Source organism: Fictibacillus sp. B-59209 (assembly GCF_036216745.1).
Classification (GTDB): Bacteria; Bacillota; Bacilli; order Bacillales; family Fictibacillaceae; genus Fictibacillus_C; species Fictibacillus_C marinisediminis.
Genome location: NZ_JARMMC010000002.1, coordinates 118,434 through 141,912 on the forward strand (window position 1 = coordinate 118,434; position 23,479 = coordinate 141,912).

The window sequence follows — 23,479 nt, forward strand, 5'->3', positions numbered from 1 at the left end:
GGCTACCCCCTTAAGCCTAACAAGATTGTGTCTAAAACCGTGCGTAATGATTCACTCAGCATTCCTGGATAGATTCCAATAAAGAGCACTAAAGCCAAAAGAACAAAAGCCGGCACCCTCTCTCGGAGCGTCAAGTCATAAAAGCCGCTATGAGCGTCCTTTGGGGGCCCGAAGGTTACAGAAAGAACAGCCCGCAAAATATAAACCGCAGTTAATACGATACCGAGAGCCCCCACTGCAGCGATAACCGGCATGACCTTGAAGAGTCCGAGAAAGGCCAGAAACTCACTGATAAATCCGGACATGCCAGGAAGTCCCAGCGACGCAAGCCCTCCGGCAAGCAGGATGCCTGCAGTGACCGGCATGGCGCCTGCAAGACCACTGTAGTCCTTAAGGTGTGAAGAACCGGTCCGTTCATACAGCACCCCGATCAAGAAGAACAGCAGGGCAGAGATCAATCCGTGGGAAATTAGCTGAAAGACCGCTCCCTTTACTCCTGCTTCATTCAGTGCCGAAAAACCGATCAATACGATCCCCATGTGGGAGACGGAAGAATAGGCCAGTACTTTTTTCAAATCCGTCTGTACGATGGCAAGAAAGGCACCATACAGAAGGTTGATGACACCCAATACTGCTATCCATACTGCCATCCGTTTGAATTCAGACGGGAAAAATCCGATACCGAACGTGAAGAGTCCGTATGCTCCGATCTTTAAAAGAATTCCGGAGTGAATCATAACAACGGAAGGCGGTGCCTGTACGTGCACACGCAGCATCCACGTGTGAAGAGGAACAATCGGCAGTTTGATTCCAAAAGCCACAAACAGAGCAATCAGGATGGACATACGGAACGTGCCTCCGAGAGCAGGATCGGTATGTCCGCCGAGTATTTTCGCCAGTTCTCCATAGTTTAGCGTTCCTGTTCTCATAAAGAGTGCAACGAATACAATGAGCAGAATGGCAGAACCGATTCCGTTATAGATCAAGAAACTGTAAGCAGCCTTTTCCCTGTCTGCATAACCCCAGCGGCCGATCAGGAAAAACATCGGGATAAGCGTCAACTCAAAGAAAATAAAAAAGAGAAAGAGATTTTGAGAAGCGAATACCCCCAGCATACCGAGCTCTAATATCAAAAAGAAGATGAAATAGCTTTTCCAGTCCTTCTTGATCGTCCAGGAACCGAGAGCGGCCAGTACAGAAATAACAGCGGTTAGCAGCAGGAGAACAAGAGACAGGCCGTTGACGCCTACTTCATAGTCGATAGCAAAAGATGAGCCTGCTCCAACCTGATCCATTTTATAAGAGATCCAGTTACCTTGTTCAGCAAGCTGGATCCCTGAAGCTGAGCGATCAAAGGTAACTGCAGCAATGATTGAAAGAAGCAGGGGCAGCAGCGTGCCCAACAGGCCTGCAAGTTTTAAGGCCTTTTCATTTTTGGATGGCATTACACTCAAAGCAGCAATACCGGCCAGCGGGGAAAACAATAGGATGGATATCAGATGGCTCATGAGAAATACCCCCCTGCAACAGCAAAGAATAATAGGATGATAACGAGTCCCGCAACAGCGACGGCACCAAATCTCTGAACCTGGCCATCGTGCATGGAGGAACCTCTTTTACCGAGCCATTGAACGAGGCCAGCCGTTCCGTTCACAGCTGTTTCAACGAGATACCGGTCAACATAGCTCCAAAAATAACTGAACAGCGTTGTGCCTTTAACGACTGTAGCATCATAAGCTTCATCCACGTAATACTTGCGGTAAATAAGGGTGCTGAAAGACGGAAGAGAACGAGACAGCCAGTTTCTTGACAGTGTTTTTTTACCGTACATAAGGTATGCCAGAAAGATTCCCGCCAAGGATACGATCGTGGCAAGGAACGGAATCCATACCGGTCCATGTTCTCCTTCTGCAGCAATGCGGACAGGGCCGCGGCTTAAATAATGATCTAAAAACGCACCAAACCAGGGGGTATTTAAATAGCCTGCCACGACAGCCAGAAAACCTAGAACCAGCATGGGAAAAAGCATGGATACATCGGATTCTTTCACCTTTTCATGCGCTTGGCCTGAATTCCCTGCGAACACCATAAAAAACAGGCGGAACATATAAAAAGCGGTAAAAAAAGCAGCGAGGAGAGCGAGGATAAACAATCCGTAGCGGCCGTCCCCGTAAGTGGCCATTAAAATTTCATCTTTACTGAAGAAACCGGATAAGAGCGGAAATCCGGAAATGGACAGTGCTCCTATTAAAAATAAAGGAGCCGTAAATTTCAGCTTCCTCCAAAGGCCGCCCATCTCTTCAATATTTTGAGTATGTACGGCATGAATAACACTGCCTGCGGCCAGGAACAGCAGTGCTTTAAAGAAAGCATGTGTCATCAGATGGAAAATCCCTGCTGTATAGCCGCCTGAGCCAAGGGCTAGCATCATGTAGCCAAGCTGGCTCACGGTGGAATACGCCAGTACCCGTTTGATATCTTTCTGCATCAGGCCGACGGATGCGGCGAATATTGCAGTAATTCCGCCGACAACGGCTACAGTTGTCATGGCTGCGGACGATGCTTCAAAGAGCGGGTACATGGAAGCCACAAGATAAACACCTGCTGCGACCATCGTTGCCGCATGGATAAGGGCGGAGACTGGCGTCGGGCCCTCCATAGCATCTGGGAGCCACGTATGAAGCGGGAGCTGCCCGGATTTCCCGACGGCACCCACAAAGATCAGAATGGCCGTCAGTGTTATCATTTCTGAGGAAATATGGTGACTGGCAGCTGCTTTGAAGATTTCATCGTATTCAAAGCTCCCCGTCTGCCAGTATAAAAGAATAATCCCGATGAAGAGCCCAACGTCCCCGATACGCGTCATGATGAAGGCCTTCTTCGCAGCCGCCTTGGCTTCGGGTTTAAAATAATAGTATCCGATGAGGAGAAACGATCCTAAGCCGACCAACTCCCAGAAGATATACAACTGAAGCAGGTTAGGAGACAAGACGAGCCCCAGCATCGCAAACGTAAACAAACCAAGATAGGCATAAAAGACAGGAAAACGGCCATCCCCATGCATATAGCTCTTCGAATACACATGCACGAGAAAGCTTACAAGCGTTACGATGACGAGCATCAACGCATTCAGCGGATTGATTTCATATCCCATCGTTACAGCATGTTTGCCGATATACAGCCATACTCCTTCTGCCTTGTATGACTCCCCTCCCCATTGGCTGGCCATGACAATCACTGCCAGGATCAATGAGATGAAGGTGCATCCAATACCGGCGTAGGCAGAAGCTTCTTTTAGTTTTTTTCCAAAAAGTAAAAGAAGGATGAAGGATAGCAGCGGTAACAGTGGTATCAGCCAGGCATTCTGCATCATCTTTTCCAACCCCTTTTTAGCGCTTCATAATATCCATTTCATCCACATTGACGGTCTTGCGGTTTCGGTATAGTGCCATAAGAATGGCGAGCCCAACCGCCGCTTCAGCAGCCGCAACGGTGATGGTAAAGAGAGAGAAGATCTGTCCGGTCAGGCCGGGCTTCGCTCCGTATTTCGCAAATGCAACAAGGTTAATATTCACTGCGTTCAGCATCAGTTCGATGGAAATAAGAACAATAACAGCGTTTCTTTTTGTCAGCGCTCCAAACAGCCCGATGCAAAACAGGATGAGGGCCAGTACGAGATAAACAGACAAAGGAATGCTGCTCATTTTTTAGCCTCCTCTTCTCCGTCCCTTTTTGCCAGCACGATCGCCCCGATTAATGCCACCAATAGAAGGACAGAAGTCAGCTCAAACGGAATGATGTATTTCGAGTAAAGTTCTACACCAATTTTTTTCGTATTTTCAATGTGAAGGCCAACAGCCGGTGCCCCCAGGCTCAGGCGGTTGATTCCAAAAAACATGATCAGGAAAAAGACAGCAACCCCTGCTCCTGACAATAGAACGGTCAATTTCGGCATTTTTGTTTCCGTGTCCTTTTCGTGGCGTGTCAGCATGATTCCGAACAGCATGATGATTGTGATGGCGCCCGAGTAGATAAGTACCTGAACAGCAGCCACAAACTCAGCAGACAGCGTGATGTAGATTCCTGCTATAGCAAGGAATGTAAAGACAAGCGCAACGACCATATGAACGACATTCGACAGGTTGATCATCAGCACCCCGCCCCCAATGGCCGTTAAGGCAAGGACAAAAAAAGCAATCATCTCTCCCGTCATGCTTTATTCTCCTTCCTCACATTGTTGTCGTTCTCATCGAGCCAAGCCAGATCCTTAAACAGTTCATCACGGCTGTACTCCGCCAGTTCGAAATTGCTGGTCATGACGATCGCTTCTGTCGGACAGACCTCTGTACACAGGTCACATAGAATACAGATTTCAAAATTAATGTCGTACGTGTCAATGATCTTTCCCTTTTTCCCCGGATCGGGATGGGGCTTTCCTGTCAGCTGAATGCAGTCTGTCGGGCAGATGTTTGCACACTGGTTGCAGACAATGCACTTTTCAGGGTAGAATTTCTGGATTCCGCGAAAACGGTCAGGCATCTGAAGGGGAACGTCCGGATATTGGGTCGTAACATTCTGCTTCGTCAAATTGCTGAGCGTATATTTCAAGCCTTTCGCAAGACCTTTCACCTCACACCACTCCTTTTTTGCAGTCTAGTAAACTCGCATTGCGGGCAAGAGCGAAAACAAGTCCGCTGCACTTATCTTAAAAATATTTCTTTTACGACGGCACTGACAAAAATGTTGAGTAAAGCGACCGGCAAAAGAACCTTCCAGGCAAACTCCATGAGCTGATCAGCCCTTAAGCGCGGCATTGTTCCCCGGATCCAGATCATAAAGAAGACGATCAGGCTGAACTTCAAAGCAAACCAGATGATGCCCGGAATGAAGCCTAAAAACGGAATGGGTTTCCATCCGCCAAGGAACAGCACAGTCGTTAGTGACGCCATTGCAAATAGATACACATATTCCGTTAGCATGAAGAAGGCCCAGCGAAATCCTGAATACTCTACGTGATAGCCGGCAACCAATTCGGATTCTGCTTCCGGCAAGTCAAATGGTGTACGGTTCAGCTCCGCTATAGAGGAAATCAAAAATACAATAAAGCCAAGCGGCGATAAAAAAATATAAGCTACTTTTTCCTGGCCTTCTACAATGTCTGTCAGGTTAAGGCTTCCGCTGAATAAGATGACACCGATCACGGAGATGACTAGCGGAATCTCATACGATATCATCTGTGCTGCAGATCTCATCCCCCCAAGGAGCGAGTATTTATTGTTGGAAGCCCAGCCGGCCATCAAGATCCCAACCGTAGTAATACCTGATATTGCTATGTAATACAATAGGCCGATGCTAAGGTCGGAAAACTTCAGATGATCAGAAAATGGGATGGCCGCTAACACCATGAAAGCTGGAGCAAAAGCGAGAACCGGCGCCAAAATAAAAAGCGGTTTATCGGCCAGCTTTGGAATGGTGTCTTCCTTGAGCAATAGCTTCAGTACGTCGGCAACGGTCTGCAGAAGGCCAAAGCGTCCACCGACCCGGTTCGGCCCTGGACGGAGCTGCATGAATCCGAGCACTTTTCGTTCCGCCAATATGGCATACGTTACAAATCCGAGAACAATAACCAGCAGGCAGGCTCCTAAACCAAAAAAGACAGCCGCGTGGATCCAGCCTGGAGGCGAGGATAACAAATGATTGATCATCAGCCGTCCACCTCCCCTAAGACAATGTCGATTCCGCCGAGTATGGTAATCAGGTTTGAGATGTTTTCACCGACAAGAAGTTTGGGCAAGATCTGCAGATTGTAAAAGGAAGGTCTTCTGAATTTTAAACGGTAAGGCTCCTTTTTCCCCTCCGAAGCGATGTAGCAGCCGATCTCCCCGCGCGGCGACTCAATCCGAACGAAGGCTTCTCCTTTTGGCGGCTTGATGATCTTCGGCACCTTCGCCATAATCTCTCCGTTTTCAGGAAACTGTTCCACCGCCTGCTCGACGATCTTTAAGGATTCTTCGATTTCCGCCATCCGGCACTGATAGCGGGCCCAGGCATCTCCGCTGTCGTATGCGGGGACATCAAACGTGAACCGGTCATAGATGGAGTAAGGTTCGTCTTTTCTCAAATCCCAGCTGATCCCCGTACAGCGCAGGTTGGCGCCGCTTAACGAGTAATCAAGGGCCTCCTCCTTCGTATAAAAACCAACGCCTTTTACACGATTCAAAAAGATTTCATTTCCGGTTACAAGATCGTGATATCCTGAAAGCTGCTCCCGCATGTAAGGAACAAACTCTCTAATCTTCTGGATCCAGCCTTCTGGAGCATCCCACTTCACTCCTCCGATCCTCATATAATTGAAAGTCAGGCGTGCCCCTGATATTTCGTTTAACATTCCGATAATAGCCTCTCTCTCCCTGAAGGCATAGAGAAACGGGCTCATTGCTCCTATATCCAGGAGGTACGTTCCAAACCAGACTAAATGGCTCGCGATCCGTCCAAGCTCCATCACGAGAATACGGAGATATTCCGCCCGTTCAGGAATTTCAATGTTCATCATCGTTTCAACTGCATGGCAGATGACATAATTGTTCGTCATTGCAGCAAGATAATCCATACGGTCTGTGTACGGAATGATCTGTGTGTATAGAAGGTTTTCAGCGAGCTTTTCAGTCCCGCGATGCAGATATCCAATGACCGGCTGGGCTTCGATAATGGTTTCTCCGTCAATTTTCAGCACGATCCGAAACACCCCATGTGTACTCGGATGCTGAGGACCGACATTCAGCAGCATTTCTTCGGTGCGAATCACCGGCTACACCTCCACATCATACGGTTCATAATCTTTGCGGAGCGGATGGCCCACCCAATCGTCAGGCATCATAATCCTCGTTAAGTTCGGATGCCCGGTAAAGGTGATTCCCAGCAGGTCGAAGGCTTCTCTTTCCGGCCAGTCAGCCCCCGCCCAAAGGGGAGCTAATGAGTCAATGACTGCTTCTTCTCTATTGATTCTTACTTTCAATGCAACTGGACTGCGATGTGTGTAGGAATAAAAATGATTGTAGACCTCTAGGTGAGTTTCAAAATCTGTGGCGTGAAGTTCTGACAAATAATCAAAACGAAGTTCATCGTGGTGTTTAAGAAGTTCGGCAATTTTAAAATATGTATCCGGTTTGGCAACAAGGGTCGGAGCATCCTTGGAAAGCGGGTTGATGTAGCTGTCTTCAAGCACATCTTCCCCCAATGTCTTCTTGATCACCCTGACATAACGGTCAAGAAGCGGTTGTAACGGAGATGGCTTTTGTTCTTCAGCTGGCACCTCTGTCCTGGCTGTGGCAGCTTTGGCTCTTGCAGCGGCGGCAGCGGCGGCTTTCGCTTTAGCAGCAGCAATAGCCTTTGCTTTTTCGTCGGAAGGATGGGATGAGTCTGCTGCTCCCTCTCTGGCTGCTCTTGCTTTGGCAGCAGCGGCTGCTTTGGCCTTTGCGGCTGCAGCGGCTTTTGCTTTAGCAGCTGCCTTTGCTTTTTCGTCGTCCGCTGGATTAGATGAGTCTGCTGTTCCATCTCTTGCTGCTCTTGCTTTGGCGGCTGCGGAAGCTTTTGCCTTTGCGGCTGCAGCGGCTTTTGCTTTAGCAGCTGCCTTTGCTTTTTCATCAGCCAAAGGATCCTCCGGAGTGCTTGATGTTTCTTCTTTTTGTCTTAAAGCTTTTTGCTTTGCTAGTTCAGCAGCTTTCGCTTTAGCTTCTGCGACAGCTTTTTTCTTTTGTTCCTCAATGCTTAGTTCCTGGGCGGGACCACCGCTCTCCTCTTTTTTCTCGAGAGCTCTTTGTCTGGCAAGCTCCAGGGCTTTCGCTTTTGCTTCAGCAGCTGCCTGTTTTTTTAGTTCTTCCTTTGATAACGGCTCGCTGGATTCAGGGGATTTTCCATCATTTTCGTTTGGCATGTCTTACATCACCTTCTTCCCAGTCTTCGCTTCGTAACGGATCTTCTCCTGCAATTTATTGATTCCATAAATGAGTGCTGCAGGATTTGGCGGACATCCGGGAATATAAACATCAACGGGAACGATCTGATCCACTCCCTTAACGACGGCATAAGACTTGATATAGGGTCCACCGGCTGTTGCGCAGGAACCCATGGCAATGACCCATTTGGGCTCAGGCATTTGTTCGTACAGCCGTTTAAGGACTGGAGCCATCTTTTTCGTCACCGTCCCGGATACGATCATGACATCGGATTGCCGTGGCGAGGTCCGAAATATACTGCCAAAACGGTCAAGGTCATAGTGGGATGACCCGGTTCCCATCATTTCGATGGCACAGCAGGCAAGGCCGAATGTAAGCGGCCAGAGCGAATTGCTCCTTGCCCACGCTTTAATCTGTTCTAAAGTGGTTAAAAAGATATTGCGTTCAAGCTCTGCTTTTTCTTCAGGTGAAATATCCGACAGCTTCAGATCCATTTCAGCACCTTCTTCTTCCAAGCGTATAAGAGGCCAAGAGCGAGCATTACAATAAATATCCCCATCTCAATGAGGGCAAAGGCCCCAAGATGGTCATAGGCGACAGCCCATGGATATAAAAACACAGTTTCAACATCAAAGATGACAAACATGAGGGCGAACAAATAGTATCTTACGTTAAATTGGATCCAGCTTTGATGAAAGGGTTCAATTCCGCTCTCATATGTGGTCGATTTCTCTTTAGTCGGTTTATATGGGCGGAGCAGGCGTCCTGCCGTTAATGCCCCGACCGGCAAAAGAATTCCCAATGCGAGAAAGACGGTTACAACAAGGTAATTGTTTTGGTAAACATGTGTTAAATCCATCCATTACCTCCCTAATCATCAGAATTTTTTAAACATTATGTAATCGTATTCATTATAGCAAATTCCAAAATTTGTGTCGACATTCGGGGGGAGGAGCTGCGGGCTCAATACTATACTCCTATTATATGAGCTTGTTCGGGGGATAGAAGGAGGATGTTTGTTAGAAAAGAGACTGGAATGGGCTTTGCCCATTCCTTGTCTCTGCGCTGATGGATGGATTTTAGAGGGTCTCTTTTAGCGGCAGTATGCTTTCAAATAACAAGCTTTGCCAAGCTGACTGATTTCTTTACAATCAATTAAAAAGAGGAGGGTGTTTATGAGTGCCAGAAAGGAAGCTGAGCTGGAGTGGGCGAAACAAAAATATGATGTGATGGCGAAGGGCTACCAGCATTACAGCAGGATTAGAGATTCGTTTCGCGAGGCAAAAGGGGAAGAAGATTATACTGCAATTTTCGATGAAATGGGAGGGATGGAGAAGCTTCCCTATTCCAGGAAGGCTTTTCTGAATACAGCCGAGCACGTTTGGGGCTATTTTAAAAAAGCAGTGATACAGGATGAAAAGCAGCAATTCTTTGAACTGCTTGAGAATTGCAGTTCACTGCCGGATGAATTCTTGCTTTCTCGGTCTGAATCGGCAAAGCTATTGAGCTATATTAAACAAACCTTGCTTGTTTCTTATCCTAACCCTTATTTAGAGCAATCCTCGTTATTGAAAAAGGTGTCAGGCACCGCTCTTTGACATATGTCAAAAGAGGGTGCCTGGCACCTAAGATATAAAGTAGTTAGATCGCTTCTGTGCTGTAGCTCATTTGGCGTTCGAGTTCTTCTGTGTGCTGCTGAGTTTGTTCTGGTGTCCAGTTTAAGTGTTTCGCCATCAAGGCAATTCCTTTTTCTTTCCATTGGCGTACGTAAGCAATGTCAAAGTACATCGCGCTTGTACGGCGGATAAAGTAGTCAGCTGGTGTTGTTGCCATCTCTTCGTCCATAGCGTAGATCAATGTTGCATAGACTTGGATCGGCAGTTTATTAAGGTCGGCTTCTTTCTGGCCGTCCCGGATGATTTCAAACAGACGGTCCACGTTGGAACCGTATTTTTTCACAAGCTGTTCTGCATCGTCCTTGCTTAATCCAAGGTTGAGGCCCTCAGAAACTTTTTGACGGATATATTCAGGGTAGTGGCTGCTTCCGCCTACGTTACCGCCAGATAATACAAGGTGTTTCGTATTGCTGGTGTCGTACTTGATTCCCACTTCTTTCTCAAGCTGGCCAGCAACGATGTCCGCCACTTTTTCTGCCATTTTACGATATCCGGTTAATTTACCGCCGGCGATCGTAATCAATCCTGAAGGGGAGAAGAACACTTCGTCTTTTCTGGAAATCTCAGAAGGATCTTTTCCATCTTCATGAATCAATGGACGCAATCCAGCCCAGGAAGATTCAATGTCTTTTTCTGTGATCTTCACATCAGGGAACATGAAATTGATCGCTTTTACTACATAATCAACATCATCATGTGTAATTCTTGGGTTCTTCAAATCACCTTTGTAATCTGTGTCTGTTGTACCGACATACGCTTTTCCTTCACGCGGAATCGCAAACACCATTCTTCCGTCCGGTGTGTCAAAATAAACCGCTTGGCGGAGCGGGAAACGTTCCCCATCGATTACAAGGTGGATCCCTTTTGTATGGTGAATTCTTTTTCCTTTTTTGGACTTATCAATATCGCGCAGTTCATCAACCCAAGGTCCGGCTGCGTTAACAATTTTCTTGGCATAGATTTCATGCACTTTTCCAGAAAGTGTGTCTTCCGCTTTTACACCAAGAAGTTTGCCGTCCTTATCGTAGATGAAGTCTATCACTTTAATATAATTGACAGCCTTGCCTCCGCGATAGACCGCTTCTTTCATAATTTCAAGAGTTAGACGAGCATCATCTGTTTTATATTCCACATAATAACCGCCGCCTAGAATGTCTTTCTTTTTCAATAATGGCTCACGGTTCAATGTTTCTTCTTTGCTTAGCATGGATCGGCGTTCTTTTCGTTTTACACCTGCCAAAAAGTCATAAACCTTAAGACCGATGGAAGTAGAAAATTTGCCGAATGTCCCTTTTTTGTACATTGGAAGAAGCATCCACTCCGGTGTCGTTACATGAGGTGCATTCTCATAAACGATTGCACGCTCTTTACCTACTTCTGCAACTAGGCCGACTTCGAACTGTTTTAAGTAGCGAAGTCCGCCATGGACAAGCTTAGTAGAACGGCTGGATGTACCTCCTGCGAAGTCCTGCATTTCCAAAACGCCTGCTTTCATCCCTCGAGTCGTGGCATCAAGAAGAATTCCTGCTCCTGTCACTCCGCCCCCGATCACTAATAAATCCAGGGAAGCAGTTTTCATATCCTCTATATATTGTTCTCTTTTATTGCTTGAAAATTGATTATTATCCATATCACGCCACTCCTTCTTTTATCCCTATGTTATTCTTTTCCTAAAACACTCAAATTAAAGCGTATATTTTTGTCCAGAGAACAAAAAAGAGACCACAATACCCCTGAACCTATCTCAGGGTATTGTGGTCTCTCCGTAGCTCCGACCGTTATTAACTTAGTGCTATCATAACAAGTTATGATGAAGTTTGCAAATGGTGCGCTCGAATTTTTTTAGGCTGTATTCGTAACCTTTGTTGCTCTTGATAGTAGCTGATTTCCGTTCCAGGATGCTCGCTTTCCGCGTGGCGTACGCTGAACCCCTCGGCGCAAGCGCCTGCGGGTTTCACCTGTCACGCTTGTCCCGCAGGAGTCTCGCACCTTGCACTACAATCAACTTGTCAAAGAAGGCACTTTACAAAAATGTTCCCAAAGCAACAATCTTTTAGAAACCACCCCTTATTTAAAAACTCTTGCTGCTTCAACAGCTTTTTTCCATCCTTTGTATAGATCTTCGCGTTCTTTTTCTTCCATGGAGTTGTCAAAATCTTTTTCTACTTTCCATTTATCTGCAATGGCTTCACGGCCGCTCCAGAATCCTGTAGCAAGGCCCGCGAGATAAGCCGCGCCTAAAGCCGTAGTTTCATTGATTTCCGGACGCTCCACCGGAACTCCAAGAATATCGGACTGGAATTGCATGAGGAAGTTGTTTTTCACCGCGCCGCCGTCCACGCGAAGCTTTTTCAGTTCAATGCCAGAATCAGCTTCCATGGCTGTCAAAACATCACGAGTCTGGTAAGCAAGGGACTCCAGCGTAGCACGCACAAAGTGTTCTTTTTTCGTTCCTCGCGTCAAGCCGAACACAGCTCCTCGTGCTTCACTGTCCCAATATGGCGTTCCGAGCCCAACGAAAGCCGGTACAACATACACTCCATCAGATGACGTAACACGCTCTGCAAGTTCTTCACTTTCAGGAGAAGTACGGATTAACTGCAGGCCGTCTCGAAGCCATTGAACTGCTGAACCCGCTACAAAAATACTGCCTTCAAGCGCGTACTGTACTTTTCCGTCAATTCCCCAAGCAAGTGTAGTTAATAGCCCATGCTCAGATCTGACGGCCTTTTCTCCAGTATTCATGAGCATAAAGCAGCCGGTGCCGTACGTATTCTTCGCCATGCCTGTTTCAAAGCACGCTTGGCCGAAAAGTGCAGCCTGCTGGTCGCCGGCAATCCCTGCAATTGGAATGCTTTCACCGAAGAAGTGATAATCGATCGTTTGGCCGTAGACTTCTGAAGATGATTTTACTTCAGGAAGCATGGATGCCGGAACGTCAAGGATATCAAGCAGTTCTTCATCCCATTTCAAATCGTAGATGTTATACATCAAGGTTCTTGAAGCGTTCGAGTAATCGGTAACGTGTGCTTGTCCGCCAGTCATTTTCCACAATAACCACGTATCAATCGTTCCGAAAAGAAGGTCGCCCTTTTCTGCCTTTTCGCGTGCACCTTCCACGTTATCCAAGATCCATTTTACTTTTGTACCTGAAAAATACGCATCGATCAGCAGGCCTGTCTTGTCTCTGAATAGATCGTTGTGTCCCTGCGCCTTTAGTTCTTCACAGATATCTGCCGTCTGTCTTGATTGCCAAACAATCGCATTGTAAACAGGCTTCCCGGTATTTTTGTCCCATACTACAGCTGTTTCACGCTGATTTGTAATTCCGATCGCCGCTATTTCTTTTGGAGAAGTGTTCGTTCCTTCCAGTACCTGGGCAACAACAGCAAGTATGCTTCCCCAGATCTCCTGGGCGTTATGTTCAACCCAGCCCGGCTTGGGGAAATGCTGTGTGAATTCTTTTTGTGCAACAGATACAACTTCGCCTTCTTTGTTAAAAAGAATTGCGCGTGAACTTGTTGTTCCTTGATCCAGTGCTAAAACATATTTCTTATCCATAGAAATAGCTCTCCTTTACAAATGAACTGGTTTTTATGCATTCTAATGTGTTTTTTGTGTGTTAGTTCTTTATTCTCTCACCGTGTCTGAGCCCTTGTGTACCGCTCTTGCCGGCAAGATGAGCCGCTGCAAATATCAATGCCGATAATACCGTCCAGCTCCAAAAGAAAGCGGTTACCTTGCCTTCAAACAATGCTTGATAAAGAAGTGCGCCAAATACTCCGCCTAAAATCGGGCCGACAACAGGAATCCAGGCATACTTCCAGTTAGATCCTCCCTTGCCACTGATCGGCAAAAAGAAATGTGCCAGTCTCGGCCCAAGGTCACGTGCCGGGTTAATCGCATATCCGGTAGGTCCTCCGAGAGATAATCCAATCGCTACAATCAGGAAACCGACGATCAAAGGATTTAATCCTTCTGTAAATTTATTCGCTCCAATAGACAAAAGTCCTACCAGTAAAACAGCTGTTCCAATAAACTCACTTAAAAGATTCGATAATGTATGTGGAATTGCAGGGTCCGTAGAAAAAACGCCAAGTTTCACAGCTGGATCCTCTGTCTGTTCCCAGTGAGGCAGAAATTGAAAATAAACAATAATTCCGCCCAGGAAACCACCGAGCATCTGTGCAGCAATATACCCTGGAACCTGTGACCAGCTAAAGTCTCCAATTGCAGCCAATCCTAACGTAACCGCTGGATTTAAATGTGCACCGCTGAACTTACCGACAGCGTATACAGCCATCGATACAGCAAGACCCCAGCCAAGACCCACAACAATCCACCCTCCGCCTTCTGCCTTGGATTTCTTTAAGCTAACATTGGCAACAACGCCGCCACCAAAAATAATTAAGATCATTGTTCCGATAATTTCTCCGAGTATCGGTGACATCCTTTAACACTCCTTTCCAAATTAGACAAGAGAATGGAAAATTTCTCTTAGCCTGCCCCATTAATGACATTTGGTAAAAAAAAAGACCAGCAAAAATATCCCTTAAGTTATTGTAAGGGCTTCTGCTGATCTCCGATTCTCCATCAAATTATTAACTTGTCTAATATTTAATCATAGCTTGAAAACGCTGTCAATGGGTAAGGATATGGAAAATTCATGCATCACCTTACCAGAGTTCCTTATCGGAAGTGGTCACCGCCACTGCCCCTCCTTGAATCGCCAGATCGATCTCTTCTTTTGTCCGGATCAATCCGCCTGCAAACACAGGAATACCCGTTTTTTCATGAACTTCTTTGATGATGTTCGGCATCAATCCAGGCAAAACTTCGATAAAATCAGGCTGTGTCTTCCCGATAATTTTATAGCTTGTTTCCAGTGCGATGGAATCAAGCAAAAATAACCGCTGTATGGCGGTTACACCTTTCTTTTTTGCCGTCGCAATGACATTTGATCGTGTTGAAATGATGCCAGCCGGCTTGATTTCCTGGCAGATAAATTCCGCAGCATATTCATCTGCTTTTAAACCATTGATCAAATCCGCATGGACAAATAGCTTTTTATTGGCCTGGCCGGCAATTTTCACCATACTTTTCAACTGAGCAATGTGGCTGTCAAGAATGACGATGTATGTATACTCGCTGTTCAGTAACTGCTCAAGTTCCTTCCATTTGCGAACAGCCGGTAATATAGTTTGGTTTCTAAAGCTCATTTGTTTTTCCTCCAACATGCGGGTTTCCCTTATTATATACTTTTTCGTAAAAAAAAAGAAAAAGACTTGGTAAGTCGCCCGGAAACTTCACGATGCTGCCAGAATTCTTCCTATAGTCACCCGAAATATCCCTTCTTGTGCAAAAAAAAGCCTCCCTGGCCAAAGCCAGGGAGGCTTCTTACTTTATTTATCTGCGGCTCGCGATTTCAATACGGTTGACCGCACGCCGAAGAGCAAGCTCTGCTCTTTTATGGTCGATATCGTCTTGATTTGTTGCTGCCAGACGGCGCTCAGCACGCTCTTTGGCCGCTTGAGCACGTTCCATTTCAATCTCGCTTGCTAGTTCTGCAGATTGAGCAAGAACCGTTACTTTTTCAGGCCGGACTTCGATAAATCCACCGCTAACGGCCACATAAAGTGTTTTTCCATCCTGGTGCACGCGAACTGCACTGATGGTTAAAGGAGCAACCAACGGAATATGTCCAGGCAAGACACCAAGCTCTCCGCTTTTTGCTTTTGCACTGACCATTTCTGCCGTTCCTTCAAACACGGGACCATCAGGGGTGACTACACTTACTTCTAAAGTTTTCATTTCGTCTTACCCCCTTATAGGTTTAGACCATTGTCTTTGCTTTTTCAATAACATCTTCAATAGAACCTACAAGACGGAATGCATCTTCCGGAAGGTCGTCGTGCTTGCCTTCAAGGATCTCTTTGAATCCTTTGATGGTTTCTTTAACAGGAACATAAGATCCTTTTTGTCCGGTAAACTGCTCAGCAACGTGGAAGTTTTGAGATAAGAAGAATTGGATACGACGTGCACGCTGTACAATCAATTTATCTTCTTCAGATAACTCGTCCATACCAAGGATCGCGATAATATCTTGTAATTCTTTATAGCGCTGCAATGTTTGCTGAACTTGGCGTGCTACATTGTAGTGTTCTTCTCCAACAACTTCAGGAGTAAGCCCGCGTGAAGTAGAGGCCAATGGATCTACCGCAGGGTAGATACCCATGGCAGTCAATTTACGCTCAAGGTTAGTTGTTGCATCCAAGTGGGCAAAAGCGGTTGCCGGAGCCGGGTCAGTATAGTCATCCGCAGGTACGTAGATCGCCTGGATGGATGTTACGGAACCTTTTTTCGTGGATGTAATACGCTCTTGCAATTGACCCATTTCTGTTGCAAGTGTAGGCTGGTAACCTACCGCTGATGGCATACGGCCAAGAAGGGCAGATACTTCAGAACCTGCTTGCGTGAAACGGAAAATGTTGTCAACGAAGAACAGTACGTCCTGGCCTTCTTCGTCACGGAAATATTCAGCCATAGTCAACCCGGAAAGTGCTACACGCGCACGTGCTCCAGGAGGCTCATTCATCTGGCCGAATACCATTGCTGTTTTCTTGATAACACCAGAATCGGTCATTTCATGGAAAAGGTCATTTCCTTCACGAGTACGTTCACCAACACCAGCAAATACGGAAAGACCGCCATGCTCTTGAGCGATGTTGTTGATCAATTCCTGGATAAGTACGGTTTTACCTACACCCGCACCTCCGAAAAGACCGATCTTACCACCCTTAACATAAGGGGCGATAAGGTCAACGACTTTAATACCAGTTTCAAGGATTTCAGTGCGTGTTGTAAGGTTTTCGAAAGTAGGTGCTCCGCGGTGAATCGGATCACGGCGAACATCAGCAGGAACCGGCTCTCCAAGGTCAATGTGGTCGCCAAGCACGTTAAATACGCGGCCAAGTGTCACGTTTCCTACAGGAACGGAGATCGGTTTGCCTGTATCATTGATTGCCATTCCACGTACAAGACCGTCAGTAGAATCCATCGCGATTGTACGGACAGTGTTGTCACCAAGGTGAAGGGCTACTTCTAGAGTTAATTGAACGCCTTCAGCGTCAACAGTTAATGCATTCAAAAGTTCCGGAAGACTGTCATTGAATTTAACGTCAACAACAGGTCCGAGAATCTGAGTTATATAACCTTTATTCATCGTTTCCCCTCCTAACTTCTGGCACAGTATTGTGCCGTGCATGCCTGAATGAGGCATAAAAAATCTATTCGAGTGCCGCAACCCCGCCGACAATCTCGGTAATTTCCTGAGTGATGGCCGCCTGGCGCTCACGGTTGTACGTAAGCGTAAACTGGCCGATCAATTCGTTCGCATTGTCAGTTGCATTTCTCATTGCTGTCATACGAGAAGCATGCTCTGCTGCTTTAGCGTCCAATAACGCTCCGTAGATCAAGCTTTCAGCATACTGTGGAAGCAAGACTTCAAGAATTTCTTCTTCAGAAGGCTCGTACTCGTAGGAAGCAGTTGATGTGCTCGCTCCATCAAAGTCAGTCAGCGGAAGGACTTTCTTTTCCGTTAGTTCTGACTGGATGGCACTGACGAAATGATTATAGTACATGTAAAGCTCGTCGAATGTTTCGTTAGCATACAGATTGACTGCTTTGCTCGCGATCGCTTTAATGTCTGCAAAAGATGGCTGGTCAGCCAGACCGGTAATGCTGTCCAAGACCGGCATGCTGCGGCTCTTAAAGAAGTTAAGGCCTACCTTACCCACAACGATGATCGCATATTCATCAGGAGACTGATGGCGCTCTTTAATCGTACGGAAAACGTGACGAAGAACGTTGGAGTTATAGGCACCTGCCAAACCGCGGTCTGCTGTGATGACAAAATATCCCGTCTTTTTCACAGGGCGGCTCAAAAGCATAGGATGGCGTGCACTCTTGCTTCCTGAAGCAATGCTGGAAACGACCTCCTGGATTTTATCCATATAAGGAACAAATCGTTTGGCGTTTTGCTCAGCACGGTTCAAGGCAGCAGCGGATACCATCTCCATTGCTTTTGTAATCTGCATTGTCTTTTTTGTTGCATCGATTCTAGCTTTAATATCTCGTAATGCCACTCGTATTCACCACCTTTTATTTAAGCTGGTTGCAGGATGCATGGGTGCATCCTGCGCAGTTATCTATTAAAAACATTTCGTTACTGTTAGCACTGGATCTAGCTTCAGTGCTCAGGCCCTTGAGGTCGCTTCACTCTCACTCCGCAACACAAAACGCGTGTTGCTGTGTGAGAGTTCCAGCGCTTGTCGGACCTAAGCGAGCACTTCGGCTTTTCTTATGCAAATACTTTTTTAAACGCTTTGATCGCGTTGTCCAGATCGTCGCCTTCTGGAAGTTTTCCAGTCGTTTTGATTTGGTCAAGAACGTCTTTAGCGTTTGTTTCCATGTATGCATGAAGCTCTTCTTCAAAGCGAGTTACATCCTCAACAGCTACATCGTCAAGATATCCTCTTGTTAATGCAAAAAGGCTGGCAACTTGAAGTTCTACGCGAAGCGGTTTGTGAAGTCCTTGTTTAAGTACTTCTACTGTACGCGCACCACGGTTAAGTTTCGCTTGAGTCGCTTTGTCCAGATCCGAACCGAACTGAGCAAATGCTTCAAGCTCACGGAAAGATGCAAGGTCAAGACGAAGGGTACCGGATACTTTGCTCATCGCTTTAATTTGAGCTGATCCCCCTACACGGGATACAGAGATACCTGCGTTAATCGCCGGACGTACACCAGAGAAGAACAGGTCAGACTGCAAGAAGATCTGTCCGTCTGTAATGGAGATAACGTTTGTCGGGATATAAGCAGATACGTCACTCGCTTGTGTTTCGATGAAAGGAAGTGCGGTAATAGAACCTCCGCCTAATTCATCGTTTAATTTCGCAGCACGCTCTAAAAGGCGTGAGTGAAGGTAGAAAACATCCCCTGGATAAGCTTCGCGGCCTGGAGGACGGCGAAGAAGCAAGGAAAGCTCACGGTATGCTGCTGCCTGTTTTGAAAGGTCATCATAAACGATCAATACGTGTTTTCCGTCCCACATGAACTCTTCAGCCATGGATACACCGGCATACGGCGCCAAGAAAAGAAGAGGTGCAGGCTGGGAAGCACCAGCAGAAACAACGATCGTGTAATCGAGAGCACCATGTTCGCGAAGAGTTTCAACAACACCAGCAACGGTGGACTCTTTTTGTCCGATCGCAACATAGATACAAATCATGTCCTGATCTTTTTGGTTGATGATCGTATCGATGGCTACAGCTGTTTTACCCGTTTGGCGGTCACCGATGATCAGCTCACGCTGTCCGCGTCCGATTGGAACGAGGGCATCGATCGCTTTGATTCCTGTTTGAAGCGGCTCATGTACAGACTTACGAGCCATTACTCCAGGAGCTTTTTGCTCGATCGGGCGTGTTTTCACTGTTTCTACCGGCCCTTTACCATCAATTGGAAGGCCAAGCGGGTTAACAACACGTCCTAAAAGCTCCGGTCCTACAGGAACTTCCATGATGCGTCCTGTACGTTTAACCTCGTCTCCTTCACGGATCTCCTGGTAAGGCCCAAGGATGATGATACCGACGTTGTTTTCTTCAAGGTTCTGGGCCATACCCATAACACCGTTAGAAAATTCAACAAGCTCACCAGCCATAACATTATCCAATCCATGCGCACGGGCAATACCGTCACCGACTTGAATAACTGTACCGACATCGTTAACTTCGATTTCAGACTGATAGTTTTCAATCTGTTTTTTTATTAAAGCACTGATTTCTTCAGCTTTAATGCTCATGAATTTCACCCCTATCTTTTTAGCCTTGCGTAGCGGCTAATTGACGTTCAATACGCTCTAGTTTCCCGCGGACACTTCCGTCAAAAATACGGTTGCCGATGCGGATTCTTACGCCCCCCACGAGGCTTTGGTCAATAATATTTTCAATGCGCAGCCGCTGCTTGCCTACTCGTTTCGCGAACGTTTCCTCAAGCTGGCGTTTTTCATCTGCAGATAACAAGCGGACAGAGTAAACAGTTGCATCAGCAATGCCGCGCGATTCATTTGCTAATCCAATGAATTGGCTGGCCATCTCAGTGATCAAACCTTGGCGGTTGCGGTCGATGAGCAAGAAAACTGTGTTCAGGACCGGTGCTGAAATGTCCGTGCCAATGCTGTCTTTTACGATTTGTTTTTTCTGCTGTACAGAAATTTTCGGGTGGTTTAAAATCTTTTGGATATCATGGTTTTGTTCCATGATGCTTTTTACGAGGCGAAGCTCAGCTTCTGCCTTATCAAGATTCTCTTGCCCTACTACTTCAAAAAGAGCTGATGCGTAACGTTTTGCAATTACAGTAAGATCTTTGCTCATCTAGCTTCGCCTGCCTCTTGAAGGTAATCCTGGATTAACTTCTCCTGGCTGCGCTCATCTAGTTCTTTCGCAATGACTTTAGAAGCAATCATAACGGATAGAGAAGCGACTTCATTACGGAGAGTAGCCACAGCTTTTTCTCTTTCACTGGCAATGTCAGCAAGTGCTTCTTCTTTCACACGGTTGGCTTCGCCGCGGGCAGCCTGAATGATGGCTTCTCCTTGGACTTCACCTTGTTTTTTCGAATTTTCAATGATAGCTCTTGCTTCCTCACGCGCTTGTTTTAATTCTTGAATTTGTGCAGCGAGATGCTGTTCCGCTTCTTTGCGGTTTGTTTCTGCTGCTTCGATTTCATTTGTTATATAAGATTGACGCTCTTTCATGATGCCCATTAACGGACCCCATGCATACTTGCGTAACAAGAGCATTAAGATTATGAATGCTAGTAACTGGAAGAGAATATCTCCGCCGTTAACACCACCGGTTGCAGCACCTAAAATTAAGGATTGCACGGTATTTCCTCCCTTCAATAGGTCATACATAAGGAATGGCGAAGAAAAGTTCCAGTTTTGAAACATGCTTCGCCATTATTGAGATCTTTTTAAATCTTGCTGTTATTACTTCCCAAGAACGATAAATGCAATAACAACACCGATGATAGGAAGTGCTTCAACTAACGCAACCCCGATAAACATTGTTGTTTGAAGCGTACCGCGTAGTTCTGGTTGACGAGCAACCCCCTCAACTGTACGTCCTACGATAAGACCGTTACCAATACCTGCACCTAGTGCTGCTAGACCGATTGCAATTGCTGCTGCAATAAGATTCATTTTTGTATTACTCCCTTCTATTCCCCTGTAAATTTTATTTTTTTGTTCCCGGCTATTTGGCCGGAAACGGAAATTATATTAATTAATGGTCATCAGCCACTTTATGGGCTAAATAAACCATTGTTAACATGGTAAAGATAAATGCCTGGATAGCACCTACGAATACCGAGAACCCTTGCCATACAATCAATGGGAAGATTCCCAGAATACCAGCAAAGATACCTTGGTGTGAGAGACCCACGAGAAGGCCGAGAAGAATTTCACCGGCATAGATGTTACCGTAAAGCCGAAGACCCAGCGTAAGTGTGTTTGCGAATTCTTCAATCAGCTTTAATGGGAAGAAAAGCTTGAATGGTTTGAAGAACTCTGAACCATATGCTTTAGCACCCTTTAACTTCACTCCATAATAATGGCTTAAAACCACTACCATAACAGCGAGTGTCAATGTGATCGTCGGGTCTGCTGTCGGGGACTTCCACCATAATTCATGGCCAAAGGCTACCGCAAACGGCAGTCCCAGCATATTGGAGACAAAAATATACATAAGCAGCGTGAGCCCTAAAGTAAGAAAGCGTCCGCCGGTATGCCAATCCATAGTGCTATTAATGATTCCTTTTACAAAGTCCACTACCCATTCGAGGAAGTTTTGCATTCCGCCCGGTCTCATGGACAAGGCACGGGTAGCCAGTACAGCAATCAGGAAAACAATAAGTGATGAAACTGTAATCATCAATACGTTAGACAGGTTAAATTGCAAACCCATAAACGTATGTATCGGAGCTTCGTGTTCCACCTGTGTTCACCTCTTTTCCTTTGGAGTACGTATGGTTTTAGTTAGTGAATCTATTAACATGATAATATAGACCGTCATCAATCCAATTACCACACTTAACAAATTGAAGAATTGCGGGAATCTAATGGCAATTAGCGCCGCGAGACCTCCCATGAGAAGTCTTGATAATGAGCCCATTGTCCTGACTTTCTGCTGGTTAATGACTGCTTGTCCGAGCCGCTCGATACTGGAGTACATACTCCAGAGATTAAATAGACCGAACAGGGTGCCGAATGATAAACCGAGGAAGATGGATTTGTAGGACGTTACTCCGTATCCGAGGACAAAAAAAGAGAGCATAAAGAGTGTATACTTTATGTATCTTCTGTAGGTCATGGTGTACTCGGTCATTTGCGTTCTTCTCCTGATTGGTTGGATAATAAACGGATCATGCCATAAACGCCGGCTCCAAGCCCTAGAAACAAGCCAATGATGAGGAACAAAGGACTTGTTCCCGTGAAGCGATCCAGCCACATACCGCCGAAAAGTCCAAGCAATATACCTCCAACTAGTGTTGACAATATACCTGACATTAATGCCATTGCTTTATAAGGCCGTTTCCCGGTGCTCATCGCATGGACTCCTTCCGAAATATAAGCAAGAGTTCAAAATATTAGGAAACGCGCTAGTCTCCTAGTATGAAAACCTTACCATATTCCCTTTGTAAGGATACAATAGCGGTACCTCGGTGTCAACGCAATTAGGGGTTAAATATCGTATAAATTGTGGAAAATCTGTCACAATTCCTATATGTTTATTCAAATGCTCTATAATATTGCTTTTCCTTAGGAAAATCGCGGGATATTACACAATATTAAATGTTCATTTATGTATAAAATTCAGGTTTTTGCAGACACTTTTGAGTGATATCGAATCACGAGGAGGCTATCACTTGAAACTTACTAAAACAGGATTTTTATTTGCTTTCTTTTTGATGATTTTAGGGGCATGCATGAACAATGCAAACGACCGGAAAAATAATGTGGAACCCCATCAGACCGGTTACTACGAAGACCAGAACCGGAACAACAGGGTCAACATATCAACCGAGCCCATGCGGCAGGATTACGCAAAGTGGGGGAAAATCGCTCTTGAACGGACAAAAGAGAAGTATCCGAACAGCGCGATCAGCGACTATCAGTACGATACTCGCCGCGTCAATGCTGACGGAACCGTCATTGATTTCTTTGACTTCATCGTAACCGAGAACCAAGTGGAAAAAGACATTAAAGTGAAGGTGCTGCATAACCCGGACAACGGAAAGCTTATTTCTGTGGCGTTTGAGGAGATCAGTTGATTGTTAGTAGTGATGTACGCCCCTTTCGCTCATTTCTGGAATGAGCGAAGGGGCGTTTTTTTTAGGGGGGAAGTTAATTGTTTTTTTGGTGGATTTTCTTTAAAAATCATTTAAATGGAGCAAAAGAGCATTATTTCTAACTCAAAATGTCTGATTCGGGCTCTATAAGGGAGGATTAATCTAACTTCCCTTAAGGAAACCCCGGTAAAATGGAGGGAGAAAAGGCTGAACTCAGCTTTTTATTATCAATTTTCTGATTTTATTATCGAAAATCTCTTTTTATTATTGAAAATCTCTTTTATATTATCGAAACGGCCGCTTTTATTATCGAACAGTTTATACTCGACACTAATCGACACGATTCGCTGCATTCATTTCAGACCACTTCCCCCACAAAAAAAAGGGGCTGTCCAAGAAGTCTGTAAGCTGTTGATTTCCGTTTCAGGCTGCTCGCTTTCC

Annotated in this window: 26 protein-coding genes; 2 read left to right on the forward strand and 24 right to left on the reverse strand. The window is 45.9% G+C overall.

The annotated features are described in order from the left end of the window. Nucleotides 1-2 precede the first annotated feature (2 nt). The 10 genes from P4361_RS01000 to P4361_RS01045 all read right to left on the reverse strand — a co-directional run bounded on the left by P4361_RS01000 (nucleotide 3) and on the right by P4361_RS01045 (nucleotide 8,814). On the reverse strand, nucleotides 3-1,508 hold the full coding sequence (locus P4361_RS01000) for an NADH-quinone oxidoreductase subunit M (protein WP_328087905.1): 1,506 nt from the start codon (nucleotides 1,506-1,508) through the stop codon (nucleotides 3-5). After that, nucleotides 1,505-3,373, reverse strand: coding sequence for an NADH-quinone oxidoreductase subunit L (gene nuoL, locus P4361_RS01005; protein ID WP_328087906.1), 1,869 nt, complete (start codon nucleotides 3,371-3,373; stop codon nucleotides 1,505-1,507). The genes P4361_RS01000 and nuoL overlap by 4 nt, the downstream gene beginning before the upstream one ends. A 16-nt stretch (nucleotides 3,374-3,389) precedes the next feature. Then, the gene (nuoK, locus tag P4361_RS01010) at nucleotides 3,390-3,704 is read right to left on the reverse strand and encodes an NADH-quinone oxidoreductase subunit NuoK (RefSeq protein ID WP_053356491.1); all 315 of its coding nucleotides are present in this window, start codon (nucleotides 3,702-3,704) and stop codon (nucleotides 3,390-3,392) included. Next, the gene (locus tag P4361_RS01015) at nucleotides 3,701-4,213 is read right to left on the reverse strand and encodes an NADH-quinone oxidoreductase subunit J (protein ID WP_256225084.1); all 513 of its coding nucleotides are present in this window, start codon (nucleotides 4,211-4,213) and stop codon (nucleotides 3,701-3,703) included. The genes nuoK and P4361_RS01015 overlap by 4 nt, the downstream gene beginning before the upstream one ends. Next, the gene (gene nuoI, locus P4361_RS01020) at nucleotides 4,210-4,629 is read right to left on the reverse strand and encodes an NADH-quinone oxidoreductase subunit NuoI (protein ID WP_062238335.1); all 420 of its coding nucleotides are present in this window, start codon (nucleotides 4,627-4,629) and stop codon (nucleotides 4,210-4,212) included. The genes P4361_RS01015 and nuoI overlap by 4 nt, the downstream gene beginning before the upstream one ends. 71 nt (nucleotides 4,630-4,700) lie before the next feature. Beyond that, nucleotides 4,701-5,705: an NADH-quinone oxidoreductase subunit NuoH gene (gene nuoH / locus P4361_RS01025; RefSeq protein WP_053356488.1), complete on the reverse strand. Its 1,005-nt coding sequence runs from the start codon at nucleotides 5,703-5,705 to the stop codon at nucleotides 4,701-4,703. Beyond that, nucleotides 5,705-6,805, reverse strand: coding sequence for an NADH-quinone oxidoreductase subunit D (locus P4361_RS01030; protein ID WP_328087908.1), 1,101 nt, complete (start codon nucleotides 6,803-6,805; stop codon nucleotides 5,705-5,707). Before P4361_RS01030 ends, nuoH begins: the two co-directional genes overlap by 1 nt. Before the next feature lie 3 nt (nucleotides 6,806-6,808). Further along, the gene (locus tag P4361_RS01035) at nucleotides 6,809-7,933 is read right to left on the reverse strand and encodes an NADH-quinone oxidoreductase subunit C (RefSeq protein ID WP_328087910.1); all 1,125 of its coding nucleotides are present in this window, start codon (nucleotides 7,931-7,933) and stop codon (nucleotides 6,809-6,811) included. 3 nt (nucleotides 7,934-7,936) lie between these two features. Further along, entirely contained in the window at nucleotides 7,937-8,449 is a 513-nt protein-coding gene (locus P4361_RS01040; protein WP_053356485.1) for a NuoB/complex I 20 kDa subunit family protein, read from the reverse strand. Next, nucleotides 8,440-8,814: an NADH-quinone oxidoreductase subunit A gene (locus tag P4361_RS01045; protein ID WP_053356484.1), complete on the reverse strand. Its 375-nt coding sequence runs from the start codon at nucleotides 8,812-8,814 to the stop codon at nucleotides 8,440-8,442. Before P4361_RS01045 ends, P4361_RS01040 begins: the two co-directional genes overlap by 10 nt. Nucleotides 8,815-9,130: 316 nt before the next feature. Between P4361_RS01045 and P4361_RS01050 the strand changes: the two genes are divergently transcribed. Beyond that, nucleotides 9,131-9,553, forward strand: coding sequence for a DUF1722 domain-containing protein (locus P4361_RS01050; RefSeq protein WP_328087914.1), 423 nt, complete (start codon nucleotides 9,131-9,133; stop codon nucleotides 9,551-9,553). 43 nt (nucleotides 9,554-9,596) lie between these two features. On the opposite strand, the gene P4361_RS01055 is transcribed toward P4361_RS01050, so the two are convergent. The 14 genes from P4361_RS01055 to P4361_RS01120 form a co-directional block, all read right to left on the reverse strand. Continuing rightward, complete coding sequence (locus P4361_RS01055; RefSeq protein ID WP_425590212.1) at nucleotides 9,597-11,261, reverse strand: glycerol-3-phosphate dehydrogenase/oxidase; 1,665 nt, start codon at nucleotides 11,259-11,261, stop codon at nucleotides 9,597-9,599. A gap of 437 nt (nucleotides 11,262-11,698) precedes the next feature. Beyond that, the gene (glpK, locus tag P4361_RS01060; protein WP_328087916.1) at nucleotides 11,699-13,192 is read right to left on the reverse strand and encodes a glycerol kinase GlpK; all 1,494 of its coding nucleotides are present in this window, start codon (nucleotides 13,190-13,192) and stop codon (nucleotides 11,699-11,701) included. A 61-nt stretch (nucleotides 13,193-13,253) separates the two neighbouring features. Then, nucleotides 13,254-14,081 (reverse strand): MIP/aquaporin family protein, encoded by an 828-nt coding sequence (locus P4361_RS01065; RefSeq protein ID WP_091009338.1) that lies wholly within the window; start codon nucleotides 14,079-14,081, stop codon nucleotides 13,254-13,256. A gap of 226 nt (nucleotides 14,082-14,307) precedes the next feature. After that, nucleotides 14,308-14,850, reverse strand: a complete 543-nt coding sequence (locus P4361_RS01070) for a glycerol-3-phosphate responsive antiterminator (protein ID WP_053356479.1) — start codon at nucleotides 14,848-14,850, stop codon at nucleotides 14,308-14,310. Between the two features lie 187 nt (nucleotides 14,851-15,037). Then, nucleotides 15,038-15,442 (reverse strand): F0F1 ATP synthase subunit epsilon, encoded by a 405-nt coding sequence (locus tag P4361_RS01075; protein ID WP_256225091.1) that lies wholly within the window; start codon nucleotides 15,440-15,442, stop codon nucleotides 15,038-15,040. 22 nt (nucleotides 15,443-15,464) lie between these two features. Continuing rightward, nucleotides 15,465-16,853 carry a F0F1 ATP synthase subunit beta gene (gene atpD, locus P4361_RS01080; RefSeq protein WP_328087922.1) on the reverse strand — a complete coding sequence of 463 codons (1,389 nt, stop codon included), beginning with the start codon at nucleotides 16,851-16,853 and terminating at the stop codon, nucleotides 15,465-15,467. Between the two features lie 64 nt (nucleotides 16,854-16,917). Next, on the reverse strand, nucleotides 16,918-17,781 hold the full coding sequence (gene atpG / locus P4361_RS01085; RefSeq protein WP_156419071.1) for an ATP synthase F1 subunit gamma: 864 nt from the start codon (nucleotides 17,779-17,781) through the stop codon (nucleotides 16,918-16,920). Nucleotides 17,782-17,990: 209 nt separating this feature from the next. Beyond that, nucleotides 17,991-19,490, reverse strand: a complete 1,500-nt coding sequence (gene atpA, locus P4361_RS01090) for a F0F1 ATP synthase subunit alpha (protein ID WP_328087925.1) — start codon at nucleotides 19,488-19,490, stop codon at nucleotides 17,991-17,993. Between the two features lie 19 nt (nucleotides 19,491-19,509). Next, nucleotides 19,510-20,061: a F0F1 ATP synthase subunit delta gene (locus P4361_RS01095; RefSeq protein WP_091009331.1), complete on the reverse strand. Its 552-nt coding sequence runs from the start codon at nucleotides 20,059-20,061 to the stop codon at nucleotides 19,510-19,512. Further along, nucleotides 20,058-20,603, reverse strand: a complete 546-nt coding sequence (atpF, locus tag P4361_RS01100; protein WP_062238493.1) for a F0F1 ATP synthase subunit B — start codon at nucleotides 20,601-20,603, stop codon at nucleotides 20,058-20,060. The genes P4361_RS01095 and atpF overlap by 4 nt, the downstream gene beginning before the upstream one ends. Before the next feature lie 75 nt (nucleotides 20,604-20,678). Beyond that, entirely contained in the window at nucleotides 20,679-20,891 is a 213-nt protein-coding gene (atpE, locus tag P4361_RS01105; protein WP_061973519.1) for a F0F1 ATP synthase subunit C, read from the reverse strand. 82 nt (nucleotides 20,892-20,973) lie between these two features. Continuing rightward, nucleotides 20,974-21,684, reverse strand: a complete 711-nt coding sequence (gene atpB / locus P4361_RS01110; protein WP_062238317.1) for a F0F1 ATP synthase subunit A — start codon at nucleotides 21,682-21,684, stop codon at nucleotides 20,974-20,976. 6 nt (nucleotides 21,685-21,690) lie between these two features. Next, nucleotides 21,691-22,074, reverse strand: coding sequence for an ATP synthase subunit I (locus P4361_RS01115; RefSeq protein ID WP_328087929.1), 384 nt, complete (start codon nucleotides 22,072-22,074; stop codon nucleotides 21,691-21,693). Further along, the gene (locus P4361_RS01120) at nucleotides 22,071-22,295 is read right to left on the reverse strand and encodes an AtpZ/AtpI family protein (protein ID WP_248254407.1); all 225 of its coding nucleotides are present in this window, start codon (nucleotides 22,293-22,295) and stop codon (nucleotides 22,071-22,073) included. Before P4361_RS01120 ends, P4361_RS01115 begins: the two co-directional genes overlap by 4 nt. Before the next feature lie 320 nt (nucleotides 22,296-22,615). Between P4361_RS01120 and P4361_RS01125 the strand changes: the two genes are divergently transcribed. Then, nucleotides 22,616-23,020, forward strand: coding sequence for a DUF3889 domain-containing protein (locus P4361_RS01125; RefSeq protein ID WP_328087933.1), 405 nt, complete (start codon nucleotides 22,616-22,618; stop codon nucleotides 23,018-23,020). Nucleotides 23,021-23,479 lie beyond the last annotated feature (459 nt).